This is a genomic window from Paenibacillus cucumis (ex Kampfer et al. 2016) (genome assembly GCF_019748695.1).
Lineage (GTDB): Bacteria > Bacillota > Bacilli > Paenibacillales > Paenibacillaceae > Paenibacillus > Paenibacillus polysaccharolyticus.
This window is the reverse complement of sequence record NZ_JACLIC010000002.1, coordinates 236,347-251,508: the sequence shown is the minus strand read 5'-3', so window position 1 is coordinate 251,508 and position 15,162 is coordinate 236,347. Positions and strand designations below refer to the sequence as shown.

The 15,162-nt window shown below is 45.4% G+C and carries 14 protein-coding genes; 4 read left to right on the top strand and 10 right to left on the bottom strand.

Translation table 11 applies throughout. The features are described 5' to 3' along the window. Positions 1-53 precede the first annotated feature (53 nt). The gene (locus tag H7T88_RS01020; protein ID WP_090920428.1) at positions 54-962 is read right to left on the bottom strand and encodes a LysR family transcriptional regulator; all 909 of its coding nucleotides are present in this window, start codon (positions 960-962) and stop codon (positions 54-56) included. Positions 963-1,007: 45 nt separating this feature from the next. After that, complete coding sequence (locus tag H7T88_RS01015) at positions 1,008-1,442, bottom strand: MerR family transcriptional regulator (RefSeq protein WP_244159310.1); 435 nt, start codon at positions 1,440-1,442, stop codon at positions 1,008-1,010. A 136-nt stretch (positions 1,443-1,578) separates the two neighbouring features. On the opposite strand from H7T88_RS01015, the gene H7T88_RS01010 reads away from it, so the two are divergent. The 3 genes from H7T88_RS01010 (at position 1,579) to H7T88_RS01000 (ending at position 4,989) form a co-directional block, all read left to right on the top strand. Then, entirely contained in the window at positions 1,579-2,427 is an 849-nt protein-coding gene (locus H7T88_RS01010) for an SDR family NAD(P)-dependent oxidoreductase (protein ID WP_154958110.1), read from the top strand. A gap of 178 nt (positions 2,428-2,605) precedes the next feature. Next, positions 2,606-3,769 carry an oxalate decarboxylase family bicupin gene (locus H7T88_RS01005; RefSeq protein WP_221786502.1) on the top strand — a complete coding sequence of 388 codons (1,164 nt, stop codon included), beginning with the start codon at positions 2,606-2,608 and terminating at the stop codon, positions 3,767-3,769. Between the two features lie 80 nt (positions 3,770-3,849). Next, a complete protein-coding gene (locus H7T88_RS01000) occupies positions 3,850-4,989 on the top strand; it encodes a zinc-dependent alcohol dehydrogenase (RefSeq protein ID WP_221786501.1) in 1,140 nt (379 codons plus the stop codon). 180 nt (positions 4,990-5,169) lie between these two features. Here H7T88_RS01000 and H7T88_RS00995 read toward each other — a convergent pair whose 3' ends face one another. The 4 genes from H7T88_RS00995 to H7T88_RS00980 all read right to left on the bottom strand — a co-directional run bounded on the left by H7T88_RS00995 (position 5,170) and on the right by H7T88_RS00980 (position 9,913). Further along, on the bottom strand, positions 5,170-5,958 hold the full coding sequence (locus tag H7T88_RS00995) for a class I SAM-dependent methyltransferase (protein WP_221786500.1): 789 nt from the start codon (positions 5,956-5,958) through the stop codon (positions 5,170-5,172). A gap of 256 nt (positions 5,959-6,214) precedes the next feature. After that, a complete protein-coding gene (locus tag H7T88_RS00990) occupies positions 6,215-8,185 on the bottom strand; it encodes a PTS fructose transporter subunit IIABC (protein WP_221786499.1) in 1,971 nt (656 codons plus the stop codon). Positions 8,186-8,252: 67 nt separating this feature from the next. Then, on the bottom strand, positions 8,253-9,164 hold the full coding sequence (pfkB, locus tag H7T88_RS00985; RefSeq protein WP_154886658.1) for a 1-phosphofructokinase: 912 nt from the start codon (positions 9,162-9,164) through the stop codon (positions 8,253-8,255). Between the two features lie 2 nt (positions 9,165-9,166). Further along, a complete protein-coding gene (locus tag H7T88_RS00980; protein ID WP_090920406.1) occupies positions 9,167-9,913 on the bottom strand; it encodes a DeoR/GlpR family DNA-binding transcription regulator in 747 nt (248 codons plus the stop codon). A 189-nt stretch (positions 9,914-10,102) separates the two neighbouring features. On the opposite strand from H7T88_RS00980, the gene H7T88_RS00975 reads away from it, so the two are divergent. Next, entirely contained in the window at positions 10,103-10,786 is a 684-nt protein-coding gene (locus H7T88_RS00975; protein ID WP_221786498.1) for a G1 family glutamic endopeptidase, read from the top strand. Positions 10,787-10,872: 86 nt separating this feature from the next. Here H7T88_RS00975 and H7T88_RS00970 read toward each other — a convergent pair whose 3' ends face one another. From H7T88_RS00970 to H7T88_RS00955, 4 genes are all read right to left on the bottom strand, one after another. Beyond that, positions 10,873-11,379 (bottom strand): hypothetical protein, encoded by a 507-nt coding sequence (locus tag H7T88_RS00970; protein ID WP_154983076.1) that lies wholly within the window; start codon positions 11,377-11,379, stop codon positions 10,873-10,875. A 133-nt stretch (positions 11,380-11,512) separates the two neighbouring features. Beyond that, positions 11,513-12,940 (bottom strand): NAD(P)-binding domain-containing protein, encoded by a 1,428-nt coding sequence (locus H7T88_RS00965; RefSeq protein ID WP_221786497.1) that lies wholly within the window; start codon positions 12,938-12,940, stop codon positions 11,513-11,515. A gap of 367 nt (positions 12,941-13,307) precedes the next feature. Continuing rightward, positions 13,308-14,159 carry a (2Fe-2S)-binding protein gene (locus tag H7T88_RS00960; protein ID WP_221786496.1) on the bottom strand — a complete coding sequence of 284 codons (852 nt, stop codon included), beginning with the start codon at positions 14,157-14,159 and terminating at the stop codon, positions 13,308-13,310. Further along, positions 14,160-15,143 (bottom strand): ABC transporter substrate-binding protein, encoded by a 984-nt coding sequence (locus H7T88_RS00955; protein ID WP_221786495.1) that lies wholly within the window; start codon positions 15,141-15,143, stop codon positions 14,160-14,162. Positions 15,144-15,162: the final 19 nt, after the last annotated feature.

The following is a 15,162-nucleotide window of genomic DNA, read 5'->3' as shown; positions in this document are numbered from 1 at the left end:
CTTCAGATGAACCTTTGAACCTATGAAATCCATATTACAAAGAAACCGTGAACTCAATCTTGCAAACCAATCGCTTCGTGTAATGCCTGCACATAAGCCACGCCGAGATTGGAAAGTGACGTGCTTTTATGAGAAATCCACCCGACATTAATGGACTCTTCGCATTCAAGCGGAACCGGAATGATTTCATTGCCGTTCAGATCGGCGCTAAGCACTCCAGTCGAGATGGTATACCCGTTCAGACCGATAAGCAGATTAAATAAAGTCGCCCGGTCGTTGACCTGAATGCTTTTGGGATGAGATAACGTACTCAGAATTTCTTCGGAAAAATGAAAAGAATTATACTCCCCCTGGTCAAAGGACAGGTAAGGATAATCCTGAAGCTGTTCAATGGCCACAGACTCCTGTTTCGCAAGTGGATTGTTCACACTGATGAAAATATGCGGTTTTGCTGTAAACAGGCTTGTAAACACAAGTCCGGCATCTTTCAACAATTTATTGATAACTTTGGCGTTGAATTCGTTCAAGTAGAGGATGCCAATCTCACTCCGAAGACTTTTTACATCCTGAATGATCTCATATGTTTTAGTCTCGCGCAGTGCAAGTTCATACTCATCATGACCGTGCTGCTGAACAAGCTTTACAAATGCATTCACCGCAAAAGCATAGTGCTGGGTGGATACCGAAAAGTGTTGCGGAGACGGCTTCGCATTCAGATAACGATTCTCCAGCAGTTCGGCCTGTTCGACGACCTGACGAGCATAACTTAGAAACTCCACTCCTTCTTTGGAGAGAGTAATGCCTTTATTGGTTCGTTCGAAAATGGTAATACGAAGCTCCTGTTCCAGATCGCGAATCGCGTTTGATAAGCTCGGCTGGGAGATAAACAACCGTTTGGCTGCTTCGTTCATCGATCCGTGTGTGGCAACCTCGATTACATATTTAAGTTGTTGTAATGTCATGACTTGACTCCTTTTTCCGATATCCCTCGTATATCTTATATTCCATCAAGAGAAAGTTTTCTTTTTGGCGATCCCTGTCACTAGATTCTCTGCTTCCAGCGAACAACGTTCAGGAAACATACTACGTTGCTCCAGCTTATCCTGAATAAAATCAACGACCTGTTGCAGCGAGGCGATCTGATCTTCTACTTTTTTCTGATAATTGACCAGCATCTCCCGTTCCTCCGGAAAATCGTTCAAATCCGACTCCAGCGACATCTGCAGAAATGGCTTCATATCCTCAAGCGACATGCCTGTTTTCTTCAGACAAGTAATTAGACTCATCGTCTGGATGTCCTGTTCCGAATAGACCCTGTGGCTACTTGCTTTACGCTCCGCACGGGGGAGTAGACCAATCTTCTCATAATAACGAATGGTATCTTTGGATAACCCCGACCGCTCTGATGTTTCATGAATGGAGAACGTACTTTGCTCACTCATCATTAGCCCTCCCATACCCATACTTCTCTCTATCATATAACTTGGAGCTAGCTCCAAGTCAAGCCTCAAATCTACTCTTGACTTGGAGTCAGCTCCAAATTGTAGAATGACTCGAATACATGAGGAGGTCATTTTAATGAACCCAGTAAATCCGCTTCGCACAGCCGTAATAACCGGCTCATCTTCAGGAATTGGCCTGGAACTAACAAGACAGCTTCTAAAGGATCAGTGGAAGATTATCGCTCTTAACCGCTCCGCGTTCCCGGCAGATGATCGTGTAATTCAGTCCGCATTAAGCTCAGGTCAATTACGATCCATTCAAGCCAAGTTCACGAATTATGCCAGCCTTCGCTCAGCGCTGGACCAGATTCGATCACAGACGGATTCCATTGACGTCCTGTTCAACAATGCAGGCGGAAGCACCTCTACCCTCCAATACTCCGACCAGGGGCGTGAGTTGCATTTTGAGCTTCAGACGGTGGTTCCTTATATCATTTATCGGGAGCTGTATGAGTTGCTACGCCAAGGGAGGATGAAAACCGTAGTAAACACCTCCTCAACTGCTTTTCGCATGATGAAGGCGTTCGACCTTGATACACTGGAGCGGCCAGCCTCGTTCAAAAAGCTGTTTGGTCCTTACGCTGCGTCCAAGCTTGCCCTCTCATTATGGACAGCCGAGGCTGCATCCCGTGCTATGGTGGATAATATTCGACTTCTTAGTGTTGATCCGGGTGGAAACAACACGCTAAGAAGCAACAAAACATCCGGTTTGCCCTTCTATATCAAACCTCTTATGAAGTTATTCTTCTCTCATCCAAGTCGAGGGGCATCCCTGCTTCATGACGCTGTACTCGGAAGCATGAAGCATGATTCTGGTGCGTTTCTGGTTAAAAATAAGGCAACACGCCTTCGTTTTCATGAGCAAGGCTCTGCTGTACTTCAACGCGTGCATGAGATCTATGAGCAAAATTATCTGAATACCTAATTCATGCTTGAAATTTACCGATCTGACCCTGAAGAAGTCTGATTCCAGACTTGACCGAATAAGGTCAGGTCTTTTTATCTTTGTCCTTCATATTTTCCAAGCCTTCGTTCATAGGTGTAAGCATGGTGAGTAAACCACATGACGCGGATTGCAGCGGATATCGGAAGGAGACATCAGAATGAGTAAAGAAAAACAACCCAGTGCTCAGCCGTATATTATCCCCCAACCTATTCGAAGCGACGGTGCAGGCGGCCCGGATTATGGACCAAGAGATGTGTTGAGAGACAAGCAAAATCCCGATATGCTTGTCCCCCCTAAGACAGATAATGGCTTGTTACCTAACCTCAGGATGTCCTTCTCCGAGACCCATATGCAGCTCAATCACGGCGGCTGGTCACGTGAAATTACGGTACGTGACCTGCCCGTTGCCACTACGCTCGCCGGCGTGAATATGAGCCTGACTCCAGGCGGCGTCCGCGAACTGCACTGGCATCAGCAATCGGAATGGGCGTATATGATCTGGGGTACAGCCCGGGTCACTTCTGTGGATCAGAACGGGCGAAACTTTATTGCTGATGTCGGTCCGGGTGATCTTTGGTTTTTCCCAAAAGGACTGCCTCATTCAATTCAAGGGTTGGAGAACGGGTGTGAATTTTTATTGGTATTCGATGATGGGAGCTTCTCTGATCTGAATACATTGTCCATCTCAGACTGGTTTGCCCATACGCCACCAGAGGTACTATCCTTGAATTTTGGCGTTCCTGAATCAGCCTTCCAATCGATGCCCAAGGAACAGGTTTATATTTTTCAAGATGATGTACCTGGTTCACTCGAAAGCCAGCGCGTTCAATCCCCCTACGGAACCGTTCCTCTTCCGTTTACCTATCGTTTGCTTGCACAGGAACCTTTGATCACACCTGGAGGAAGTGTGCGCATCGTTGATTCCACCAACTTTCCTATCTCCACTACAGTTGCTGCAGCGCTAGTCGAGATCAAACCTGGGGCGATGCGTGAGCTACACTGGCACCCCAATGCCGATGAATGGCAGTACTATTTGACGGGTGAAGGCAGAATGACCGTCTTTGGTGGCAATGGGATCGCACGCACCTTTGATTACCGGGCCGGAGATGTAGGGTATGTTCCCGTTGCCATGGGGCACTATATACAAAATACCGGAAAAGACACATTATGGTTTTTGGAAATATTCCGAAGTGACCGGTTTGAAGATGTTTCTCTCAATCAATGGATGGCTCTAACACCGCGTGATCTGGTTCGAGACAATCTGAATGCTCCTCCAGAACTGCTGGATGCATTACGGAAAGCAAAGTGGCCTGTCGTATAAAATAGTATAAACCTATATCATATGCACGAAAATGGGGTAAAAGGAAGAGAACCCCACATAGACCAAGGAGGAATATGAAGATGAAAGCTGTTACGTTTCAGGGCATCAAGGACATTCAGGTGAAACAGGTCGAAGATCCGGCACTGCAACTGCAGGATGACATTATCGTTCGTATTACTTCAACGGCGATCTGTGGATCGGATTTGCATATCTATCAAGGCGCGCTACCTGCTGCAAAAGACTATGTGATCGGTCATGAACCGATGGGCATTGTGGAAGAGGTCGGACCTGAGGTTACGCGAGTCAAAAAAGGGGATCGAGTCGTCCTGCCTTTTAACATCGCTTGCGGTCAATGCTTCTACTGTAACCACGATATGGAGAGTCAATGTGACAAATCGAATGGAAATCCTGATATTCATACCGGGGGTTATTTCGGGTTCACCGAGCGATATGGTGGTCATCCGGGCGGTCAGGCTGAACTGCTACGAGTGCCTTACGGCAACTTCACTCCATTTGTCATTCCCGAATCCTGTGAGCTGGAAGACGAGGCATTATTGTTCCTTTCCGACGTGTTGCCGACAGCATACTGGAGTGTTGAAAATGCTGGCGTCAAGCCTGGGGATACCGTCACCGTACTCGGCAGTGGCCCTATTGGGCTAATGACGCAAAAGTTTGCCTGGATGAAAGGAGCCAAGCGGGTTATTGCCGTCGACCGTCTGCCTTATCGACTAGATAAGGCTAAACGTATGAATGACGTAGAGGCTTTTAATTTTGAAGAGCATGATGATATGGGTGAGCATATCCGCGAGATCACTCAGGGTGGAACAGATGTTGTTATTGACTGTGTTGGCATGGATGGCAAAAAGACCATGCTGGAAGAGATCGGTCAGAAGCTAAAACTCCATGGCGGGGCGCTGAGTGCCATCGAAATCGGCATGAAAGCCGTGCGCAAGTTTGGAACACTACAGCTTACAGGCGTGTATGGCTCCTCCTATAATATGTTCCCTTTGGGAAACCTGTTTGAGCGTAACATCAACATTAAAATGGGACAAGCTCCTGTTATTCATTATATGCCTGAACTATTCCGTAAAATTACAGCCGGTGAATTTGATCCAACTGAGATTATCTCACACCGTATATCACTGGATAACGCGAGCGAGGCTTACCGGATATTTAATGACCACGAAGATGAATGCACCAAGGTCATTTTAAAACCCTGAATGAACGAAAGAAAGCTTGGGGTAATGGATACTACATTACAGGCTCATTCTTTTGGCAATACAATGAAGGCGTCAAGACCAGAAATAAAAAATAAAGCAGGCTCCTCTTACAAGAGAGGTCTGCTTTTTGCTCTTGGAGTTTCTTTATTCTTTAGGATATGAACCGTGCCTCTTCCCCTCTCACACTCCACGCTTAATTGCCTGGATATACACACTTTCTCCTTCAAAGCTGAGAATTTCACCCTGCTCTTTCTCCACGATATTAAAATAATGTCGGATCTCCTCTGTCGCATGCAGCAATCTCGCTTCAAGCTCCAGGCGTTCTTCTCCAAAGAGGGATGCACGTGTGCACCAATCATCAAAATGAAATTTTTTTGCAAAAGAAACCATCGTTTCGACCCGATACCCTATACGTTCCAAAAGTCCAATCCATTCTGTTTTCCGCCATGCCCGAACATGACTTGGGTCACGCCTTTTCTCTATGTCGTTGTAGAAACGATCTAGTTCATCCTGCTCGGGAGCCACATTGTCAATAAACAATAATCGGCCACCAGGTTTGGTCACCCGATAAGCCTCGGAAACAAACGAGGATACATCTGGAAAATGATGTGCTGCAATTCGGCAGGTCACCAGATCAAAGCTATTGTCTGGAAAAGGAATATGCTCAGCATCTCCCGTTACAAAATCCACATTTTCATGACCATTGCCCTGGATAAAACGTGCAGCCACCTCTAACATTCCTTCAGTCAGATCGAGGGCTGTCACGCGACTCACCAGCGGAGCAAGCGCATTCGCCACATGTCCTCCTCCCGTTGCAATATCCAGCACACTCATATGTTCTGCCGCCTGAGATGATGCAACGAGTAGCGCGAGGTCCTCACCTTGTGCATGAATTGCACTTGTGACATAATACTCGGCATTCTGAGAAAATTGCTTCCGCATCTGATTTTTGATCTGATCCTTCTCCATTTTGATTCCTCCTCTTCTTTTGCATATCTCCTTCAGATAAATATTGATTTTACTTTTCGCCACTTCTATTGTTCCATCTAGTGAAACCAAGTTTCATTTAATCTAGAATCATCATATCATACCCCCTCTCCAAACGAAACAAAAAACACAAAAAAGCATCCCTTCAATGAAAATTTCACTGGAGAGATGCCTAGAGTTGATAATCGTTTCACCATTGGTACAGCAAGTTCACCTGAACTTACATTAACCTATTTTATTATTTAACAAGTGTAGGTGATTTTTTCCACAATCCCAGAATGAGACCCGAGATGACAGAACCAATAACAACCGCGAGCAGGAACAAAATGGTGTGGTTAGCCAAGAGAGCTACAAAGACACCACCGTGCGGAGCGGGAACATTAATGCTCCACAGCTGAGTAAGTCCACCTGCTACCGCAGAACCAATAATACAGGAGGTCAGTACACGAAGCGGGTCAGCCGCTGCAAATGGAATTGCACCTTCTGTAATAAAGGAAAGACCGAGTACATAGTTTGTTAGACCGGATTTGCGCTCTTGCTCCGTGAATTTGGATTTGAAGAACGTTGTTGCAAGGGCAATCGCCAGTGGAGGAGCCATACCGCCTGCCATAACCGCTGCCATCCATGCCCCGTCTGTGTTTCCACTGGATGTAAATACACCAATCGCAAAGGTATAAGCCGCTTTGTTAAACGGACCACCCATATCAATCGCCATCATACCGCCGAGCAACAAACCAAGCAATACTTTGTTACCTGTTCCCAGGTTACCCAGTGCATCTACAAGCCAGGTGTTTAGAGCTCCGAAAACCGGATCAAAGATGTAATAAGCAATCGTACCAACGATCAGCAGACCAAGTACCGGATAGAGCAGGATCGGTTTCAAGCCATCAATCGCTTTTGGAAGACCTTTCAGCGCTTTACGCAATCCAATAACAACATAACCCGCAAGGAAACCGGCAGCTAGACCACCAAGGAAACCTGCATTGGAGTTTACAGCCATCAAACCACCGACCATACCAGGCATCAGGGCTGGACGATCACCAATACTCATCGCAATAAATCCGGCAAGTATAGGAATCAGGAAATGGAACGCGCCTGTTCCTCCACCAATCGTTTGCAGCAATTGCACGATCGGATTGTCAGGACTTGCAAGTTGTTCAAACAAGAAGGAGATCGCAAGCAGGATACCACCGCCGACAACGAATGGCAGCATGTGTGAAATCCCGTTCATCAAATCTTTGTAAATTTTGCTTCCCACGCTTGTCTTGCTATCGCCTGCACCTTCATCGCTCGCTTTTCCACCTTGGCTACGATAGATTGGTGCATCGCCGTTAACCGCCTTGCGGATCAGTTCTTCGGATTTACGAATACCGTCACTTACCGGTCTTTGCAACACAGGTTTACCGTCAAAACGAGCCATCTCGACGTTTTTGTCAGCTGCAATGATAACCCCTTTGGCACGAGCGATCTCATCAGCTGTCAATACGTTTTGTGCGCCTTCGGAACCATTGGTCTCAACACGAATGTTGATGCCCATCTCTTGGGCTTTTTTCTTCAAAGCATCCTCAGCCATAAATGTATGGGCAATCCCCGTTGGACATGCTGTAACAGCAACAACAAATTCTTCTGTATTGGCGTTTCCAACAATGACACCGGAGTTTTTTTTCACGTTGTTAGCACCACTTTCAGTCGAAGATGCTTGAGCTACTCTCTCTGCTTTAGCCTTCTCTTTCGCAGCTTCCTTCTCCGCAGCTTCAGCTTGTTTCGCATCAAACAAAGCGCTAACTTCTTGCGGCGTATTCGTGTTCATCAGCTCAGCGATGAAATCGCTATCAACCAACAGCCTTGAAAGAGCCGCTAGTGTGCGGAGATGTGTATTGCCTGCGCCTTCTGGTGCTGCAATCATGAAGAAGATATGAGCAGGCTCGTCATCCAATGCTTCAAAGTCCAAACCCTGTTTACTTTTTGCAAAAACGACCGTTGGTTCATTGACCGCTTTGGTTTTTGCGTGTGGCATAGCAATACCGCCGCCGATGCCAGTGCTGGACTCGGCTTCTCTTTTGTAGATCATTTCTTTAAACAATTCTGGATCATTAATACGTCCACTCTGGTTAAGACTTGCAATCAGTTCGTCGATCGCCTCGTCTTTGGTTGTTGCTTGCAGATCCATAATCATCGTTTCCTGGATCATTAAGTCAGTGATTTTCATCTTGGAACACTCCCTTAAGTTCGGTCGGCCTGCACATGGCAGGCCTTATATCAGTTATTCAAGGTAATTAAAGCGTTGTAATCGTCACCTGATTACGCAATTCGTCAATAAACTCACGTGTAGCGAGGTCATCTGAGAAAGCTGTCGCACTGCCGGAAGCTACCCCTGTACGGAATGCTTCAAGCAAGTCTCCTTGCAACACATAGGTACCAACAAATCCGCCAATCATCGAATCACCAGCACCAACCGAATTTTTCACAGTCCCTTTAGGTACAGTTGCGTGATAGACATTCTTCTCGGTGATGAACAATGCTCCTTCTCCAGCCATGGAGATCAACACATGTTTGGCACCTGCTTCGAGCAATTTACGTCCGTAAGAAACCAATTCCTCACGTGTTTCGATGGTTACGCCAAACAATTCAGCTAGTTCATGATGGTTCGGCTTCACCAGCAGCGGCTGGTGAACGAGTGCTTCCATCAGAGCAGGCCCTGTTGTATCAATAACAAACTCGGCTTCTGTCTGTTTGCATACATGAATAAGCCGATCATAGAAATCTGAACCAAGTGATGGCGGAACGCTACCAGAGAGAATGACGATATCTCCTTTTTGCAAGGAAGATAGTTTATTCAGTAATTGCTCTGCCTCTTCTGTACGAATCGCTGGTCCAAGACCGTTAATTTCTGTCTCATCCCCGTGCTTCAGCTTAATGTTGATGCGAGTATCATCTGCAATGGTGACAAAATCCGTTTGAATCGCATCCTCCTGCAACTTGTCATTGATGAAACGTCCCGTGAACCCACCCAAAAATCCAATAGCTGTGTTCGCAGCACCGAGTTGATTCAGAATTCTGGAAACGTTAATGCCTTTCCCGCCAGGTAATTTCAAATCCCGATTCATGCGGTTAAGTCCGCCGAGCTTCAAATCGTGCACTTCGACGATGTAATCAATGGACGGGTTGAGTGTTATCGTATATATCATCGCTATCCCTCAATTATTTTAGTTTTCTGGGTGATTACTGCACGCCAATGTTCAGGCATTCGCTCCGTAATCAAATCTGCCTCCTCCAAATCAAACAATTTGGCAAAAGTAATATCCCCGATTTTGCTGGAATCAGCCAGCACATAAGATTTCCCTGACAATTGATGTGCACGCCTCTTAATCAAGGCTTCCTCTGGATCAGGAGTTGTATACCCCATTTCCGGATCTACTCCGTTACTTCCTAGAAAACACTTGTCAAATCGGAAATTGTCCATGTTCTGTAGCGCGATACTGCCGATCACCGCTTTGGTATGAATTTTCATCATGCCACCCAGCAAGTAACTGCGAATTCGTTTGCTTACCAGCGCCTCCACATGGGATAGTCCATTGGTGACCACGGTTACATCCCTGGCTTCTATAAAAGGGATCATAGCGAGTGTTGTTGTGCCGGCATCTAGATAAATGCACTCCCCGTTCTGGATTTCCTGCGCTGCCAGGCGGGCAATCACTGTCTTCTGTTGAATGTTTTTGAACGTTTTCTCCTCCATGCCTGGTTCTAATGACTTTTCATTCACCAGTGAAGCACCACCATGAATACGTTTGAGCATCTGACGGCTTTCCAGATCAATCAAATCTCTTCTAATCGTGGATTCAGAAACACCCAACACATCAACAAGCTCTTGCAACTTCACAATTCCCTGTAAATGTAAGCGCTCTACAATTGCAGCATATCGTTCTTCAGTCAGCATATGCATTCCTCCAACTGCTTCTATAGTATCATAAATCCCGTAAAAAACAATCATTTTCATTCAAAATAATTCGAAAACCTTCAAAAACTTTCACCGTTCGACTTATTTTCTTGTCCAAGTGTCCCTATCCAATAGTCCATAGTACGCATCTGATAACCTAGTCCCTACAACGGAGAGGTGATGACTTCAATGTCAGACCGTACAATCAAACGACGGAAACCCTGTGTGTTACATCCAACCAAAGAATCTTCACGCCCGCGTTCGGGCTGGATTTCCTTCAATTGGAGCGGTTACGCAAAAAGAAAAACAACTCATCCCTATCGGCGGATTTCTGCTGATTGGACTGTACCATATGTTCTTCCTTCCTCCCGCAATTCGTATTCCTCTGCATGGATTGGCATTGACGGCTTCGCAAACACAGATCTGATTCAGACGGGAACAGCCCACGATTGGATACAAGGCAAACCCGTCTATTATGCCTGGTGGGAGATTCTTCCGGCAACCGAAACCATGATTCCCAACCCAGTAAGCCCAGGTGACTGCATGCGCGGTATCATTACGAAGTTAACTCGCCATTCCTGGTGCATTAGCTTGATCAACCTCACTAAAGGCTGGACTTTCCGAACCATTCAACGATATACAGGCCCTCAAAGCTCTGCCGAATGGATCGTTGAGGCTCCCTCCGTAGGTGGTTCCATTGCCTCCATGTCTCGTCTTAGTCCAGTTGCTTTCAGAAACTGTCGTCTGAACTGCCGCCCTCCTGCCTTCTATACTAGAGATAAAGGAATCCTGATTCAGGGCCAGCGTATCTTATCGATACCTGGATCTCCCAATTGTTGCAGAGATGGATTTGTAGTTCGTCGTGCTCATTAAGACTTGTCATTAAAAATCCTGCAACAATCGCCCTTCTGGTGGCAGTGCTGCAGGATTTTGACGTTTTTGTATAATACGGCTTATTTCTACAATAACTCCGCGCTTTCCACTTCCGGTTTGGGTTTGAGCCATTTTCCTTCTTCATTAATAAAAGCACCCTTGAATCTTCCCATCTCCAGTTGCTCGATTAGCTTCTCCTCATCCGTTGCCAGGATCTCAATTAACTGTTCTAGGGTGTAATATTCATCAGGGTCATAATCCATCAAGATGGGGACAGCAGTATCATATAATTCACGGATCAGATTTTCGAAAGAAAGCCGCCCAAGATTGGGCATCTGCCGATAGACCTGTAATGGTTGGGACACCATATTACGGAATGATTTGTTCTCAAGGTTCATCCACAACGTATTACAGGCTTGTACACTCATATAATTTTGCTCCACATCATAGAACTGTATTTCCTCAATTTTCATAAATTTCTCTTGAAATGCCACAATTTTAATTAGAGGTACATTGCGTATACGTGATGCCTTTTTCACATGAGCCCTGAATTGCTCATAATTCATTTGTTTTATTTGTTTCTTTTGTTCCATTTTTTATCCCTGCCTTTAACATGATCCAAACGACATTTTACAATAAATCGACACCGAGTGTAAGTCACAATGTAAAAAAACAAAAAAAACGTACAGCATCCCATCGCTGCACGAAATATATCATATGATCGCCTCAGCCAAGAACCCGGCGTTTCACCCATGTCTCCGTAAATTCCAGCTCATTGTAATCATAAAACCCACGAAGTGTCTCCTCCCGGTCATCGAGGAACAATTGATCAGCTATACCTGCAACCAGTTTGGGGATGGCACTTCTGGTGCCCGATATCGCTGAAGCAGACAATCCACAACTGGCCAGTGCAGAATAATTGAATATAAACAAGCCATGCAGTAGCGTTTTTCCCTGTTCACTTTTACTGGTCATTGCAAATCCAGGGCTTAAAAAGGGGTGTGCATCAAGTAGCACATTTCGAACTTCCAGCGGGGCTTCGTAACAATCTTGCCAGCGAGCAATGTGCTGTTCCACGAGTTGCAGTTCGGGACGAAGAGCGGGATCGCTGAGCAGACCTGTGCTTACAATAAGAAAATCAAACGTATAAATTCCATGTGCCGTTTCAACCTTTGCTCCTTGATCCGTAGCTTGCACGCTTAACCATGGTGAGTCCAGATGCAACTCGAATCCAGGCCAAGATGCGGCCCGGTTGAACGTATCATTGGTAGGTGGCTGATTATATTTGAAAAAGTGAGATATCACCTGATACTTATCAGCTATAGGTAAAGCGTGAAACCGCTCGATCATGCCGGATTGTTCCATTTGGCGAATCGGATTGACTCGTGGTAATTGTTCACGTCTGACAAAAACATGAGCTTCAGCCACACCTGAGGATAGCGCGTGGTTTGCATTATCAAAAGCTGAGGCTCCACCGCCGAGCACTGCAACCTTTTTTCCTTTTAACCGTTCAAAATCAATCATTTCTGAAGTATGGGCATACAACTCTCGCGGCAGATGATCTGAGATCAGTGAGGGTACATGCCACTCGCCGCCTCCTTGAATACCCGTTGCAAGCACAACTTTCCGAGCCAAAATGTGCTTTTCACGAATTCCTTGTTCGGTTACATGTAGACGATGAATTCCATCCTGCCCAGGTTCAATGAGGTTCAACTTAAATTCGTTCTGTACTGGAAGGTCCAGGATTTCCCGATACCAACGCAAATAATTCATCCAGTCACTGCGAGGAATTTTATCGATCTTCTGCCATCCCTCAACACCCTCCTGAGCCTCCCACCATGCACGAAACGTCAGAGAGGGAATACCCAGGTCAATGGAAGTTAGATGTTTCGGCGTCCGCAACGTTACCATCCGTGCATAAGTTTCCCATGGCCCTTCTTGCCCTTCCACATTTTCGTCGATAATCAGAATATTCGAGATCCGTTCGCGCAAAAGTCCAAATGCAGCCCCAAGGCCACTCTGTCCACCGCCTACAATAACAACATCATAGACATGCCCCTCTGCATGCTCTCTTGTACGAACCCAGCTGGTACCTCCAAAACATAAATACGCTAAATCATGCTTCACACGTTCATTCAAAACTTCGAGGCCCATACTTCACCAACCCTTTCATGATCTATCTGGAACAGGCTCCGTTGCATTCATACATACTTATCTCTAGGTTACATTGCAATATCCGAATAGAATTAGCGTTATTATATGAGTTGAAATCCAGTAGGGGAAGCTAACAGAAACGTAATTGTCATTCAACCTAAAAAAGCTGGGGATACTTGTTTCCCTATACTAAAGAAAATTACTATGTTTAAAATTTGCGCTGAGATACTCTTTATTTAATGAAGATCACTTGCTTTCTTGTCAGGGTATACCACTCATAAAAACAACTCTCTCTAACGTAAAAAAACAGCTACCTTCGGAGAGTAAAATACACCGACTGTAACTGTATTTTTATAAACCAAGTTCTTTAATCATCCGATTTCAAAAGCATGCGCCATCGCGATTCTGAATCTAGTTTTGGACAAGTGTTACAATAGCCATGGGCAGAACTGCCGCTACCCACTTGATACGCCAGACAGCAATACCTGCGGATCAGAAGCTGAGGGCCCTGCCATTCCGGATGTTCAAAACGTTGTAACCGAGTGAAAAATGTATTATCGGTTGACTCCTCTAGCCATACATGTGCATCATGCTTAATGAGCTCAAGACGCTTATCCGTCTTCCATATCGCGTGATCTTCGATCGCTCGTGTAAATAATTGTTGTACATTATGCGCCACCAGTTCATTCATAATCCTTGTGCTTGCTCCTGTTGCCGCAGCAACTGATTGGAAAATACGTCCCAAGTGTAGCTGTAAACGATCCCGTAGCATACTAATTTCTGTCCTGCGCTGAGCCAAAACCTCATTAGTTGGAGCTACATTTTCCCCAATCCCCAGCCCTGAACCATTATCTAGACTTCTTTCCATCCGGGTCTCATAGCGCATGCCGCCCGTGCCATTCAATTCGATTCGTACAACATCATCCTCGATATTTAGAACAGTATCGTATAAACTGCAAGCTGAGATTACAGCCATAACCCATACCGAATATCGTTTGGCAAAAAGGGTACCCACCGCTACACTTCCTGTGCCGCCTTGATCGAGTCCTTGTTGTATGGCTTGTTGGTGTAATATCAAGTCTCTCTTCTCATCATGCAGCAAGTCACCGGCAGCAAAAGCATAGGTGGAAGAATCATCGGCCCCACGGATACTCGTCACAAAAGACGATTCCAAAAGAGCCACCATCTCTTCACGGTCATTCCCTGAATAAAGTACCATCTATTGAATCATATCTTTAATTTCATTTAATATTTCGATTCGTCCTATAGCTCCCCATCCTTTAAACAACCAGAAGGAATCGGTTTGATAGACCTGACCAGTTACAACAGCCGGGACGTTTTTCCAAAGTGAGCTTTCTTTCATCTTACTTAAATAATCCTGGGCATTGGGATCTGCTTCAAGCACAACATAATTGGCATCGATATCTGCTATCTTCTCCATAGACAGATCCTCACGTTGTTCTGCAGGTGTCACTGCAGAAGGTTCAAACCCAAGATCATGATACAAGAGCGTGTTGGTTGGGTGACCTGTTGCCGCATAAATCTGCAGGTTCTTCTCCCTTACTCTTAGGTAAGCCAGTTTTTTCTGATCCAATTGCTCTATTTTAGCTTTAAGTTGATCGGCTTGTTGCTCTACTTCCGCGATTTTTTCTTTAGCCAAATCAACCTTATTGTACATTCCAGCAATAGTCAGTAAATCTTGAGTCCAATACTCTGTATCGCCGTTGTAATCCATCCAATCGTCACCTAATACAATCGTAGGAGCAATTTTCTCCAACTGATCATATGAATTTTCAGCTGTTCGACTCTCAATTACAATCACATCCGGATCAATCTGAACAATGGCCTCAAGGTTGGGACTATCTGCCGAACCTACCGTTGGAACCCCTTGAAGCTGATCTGCCAGATAAGGCAAGTAATCTCCACCGTAGCGTATTTCTACATTAACACCAGCAGGTTTCTCACCAATGGTAAGCATGTGATCAATATAAGCAGCAGATAACACAACCATACGCTCTATTTTTTTGGGTACAACCGAAGTACCCTTTAGGTGTTTAATTGTTTGTGTGCTCTTCTCTTCCAGCGTGGTTGCCTGTTTTGAAGATGTTGCATCTGTAGCTTCCGTTGTCGACTTACCACATGCTACTAGAACGAGCATGAGCAGGGACAACAAGATCATATAGGCTGTTCTCTGTCTTAGCATTTTGTTTTAATTCCCCTTC

What these genes read in the sequence shown, in the direction of transcription:
- H7T88_RS01020 (WP_090920428.1), bottom strand. Translation starts at nt 962, where the DNA reads ATGACATTACAACAACTTAAATATGTAATCGAGGTTGCCACACACGGA.
- H7T88_RS01015 (WP_244159310.1), bottom strand. Translation starts at nt 1,442, where the DNA reads ATGAGTGAGCAAAGTACGTTCTCCATTCATGAAACATCAGAGCGGTCG.
- H7T88_RS01010 (WP_154958110.1), top strand. Translation starts at nt 1,579, where the DNA reads ATGAACCCAGTAAATCCGCTTCGCACAGCCGTAATAACCGGCTCATCT.
- H7T88_RS01005 (WP_221786502.1), top strand. Translation starts at nt 2,606, where the DNA reads ATGAGTAAAGAAAAACAACCCAGTGCTCAGCCGTATATTATCCCCCAA.
- H7T88_RS01000 (WP_221786501.1), top strand. Translation starts at nt 3,850, where the DNA reads ATGAAAGCTGTTACGTTTCAGGGCATCAAGGACATTCAGGTGAAACAG.
- H7T88_RS00995 (WP_221786500.1), bottom strand. Translation starts at nt 5,958, where the DNA reads ATGGAGAAGGATCAGATCAAAAATCAGATGCGGAAGCAATTTTCTCAG.
- H7T88_RS00990 (WP_221786499.1), bottom strand. Translation starts at nt 8,185, where the DNA reads ATGAAAATCACTGACTTAATGATCCAGGAAACGATGATTATGGATCTG.
- pfkB (WP_154886658.1), bottom strand. Translation starts at nt 9,164, where the DNA reads ATGATATATACGATAACACTCAACCCGTCCATTGATTACATCGTCGAA.
- H7T88_RS00980 (WP_090920406.1), bottom strand. Translation starts at nt 9,913, where the DNA reads ATGCTGACTGAAGAACGATATGCTGCAATTGTAGAGCGCTTACATTTA.
- H7T88_RS00975 (WP_221786498.1), top strand. Translation starts at nt 10,103, where the DNA reads ATGTCAGACCGTACAATCAAACGACGGAAACCCTGTGTGTTACATCCA.
- H7T88_RS00970 (WP_154983076.1), bottom strand. Translation starts at nt 11,379, where the DNA reads ATGGAACAAAAGAAACAAATAAAACAAATGAATTATGAGCAATTCAGG.
- H7T88_RS00965 (WP_221786497.1), bottom strand. Translation starts at nt 12,940, where the DNA reads ATGGGCCTCGAAGTTTTGAATGAACGTGTGAAGCATGATTTAGCGTAT.
- H7T88_RS00960 (WP_221786496.1), bottom strand. Translation starts at nt 14,159, where the DNA reads ATGGTACTTTATTCAGGGAATGACCGTGAAGAGATGGTGGCTCTTTTG.
- H7T88_RS00955 (WP_221786495.1), bottom strand. Translation starts at nt 15,143, where the DNA reads ATGCTAAGACAGAGAACAGCCTATATGATCTTGTTGTCCCTGCTCATG.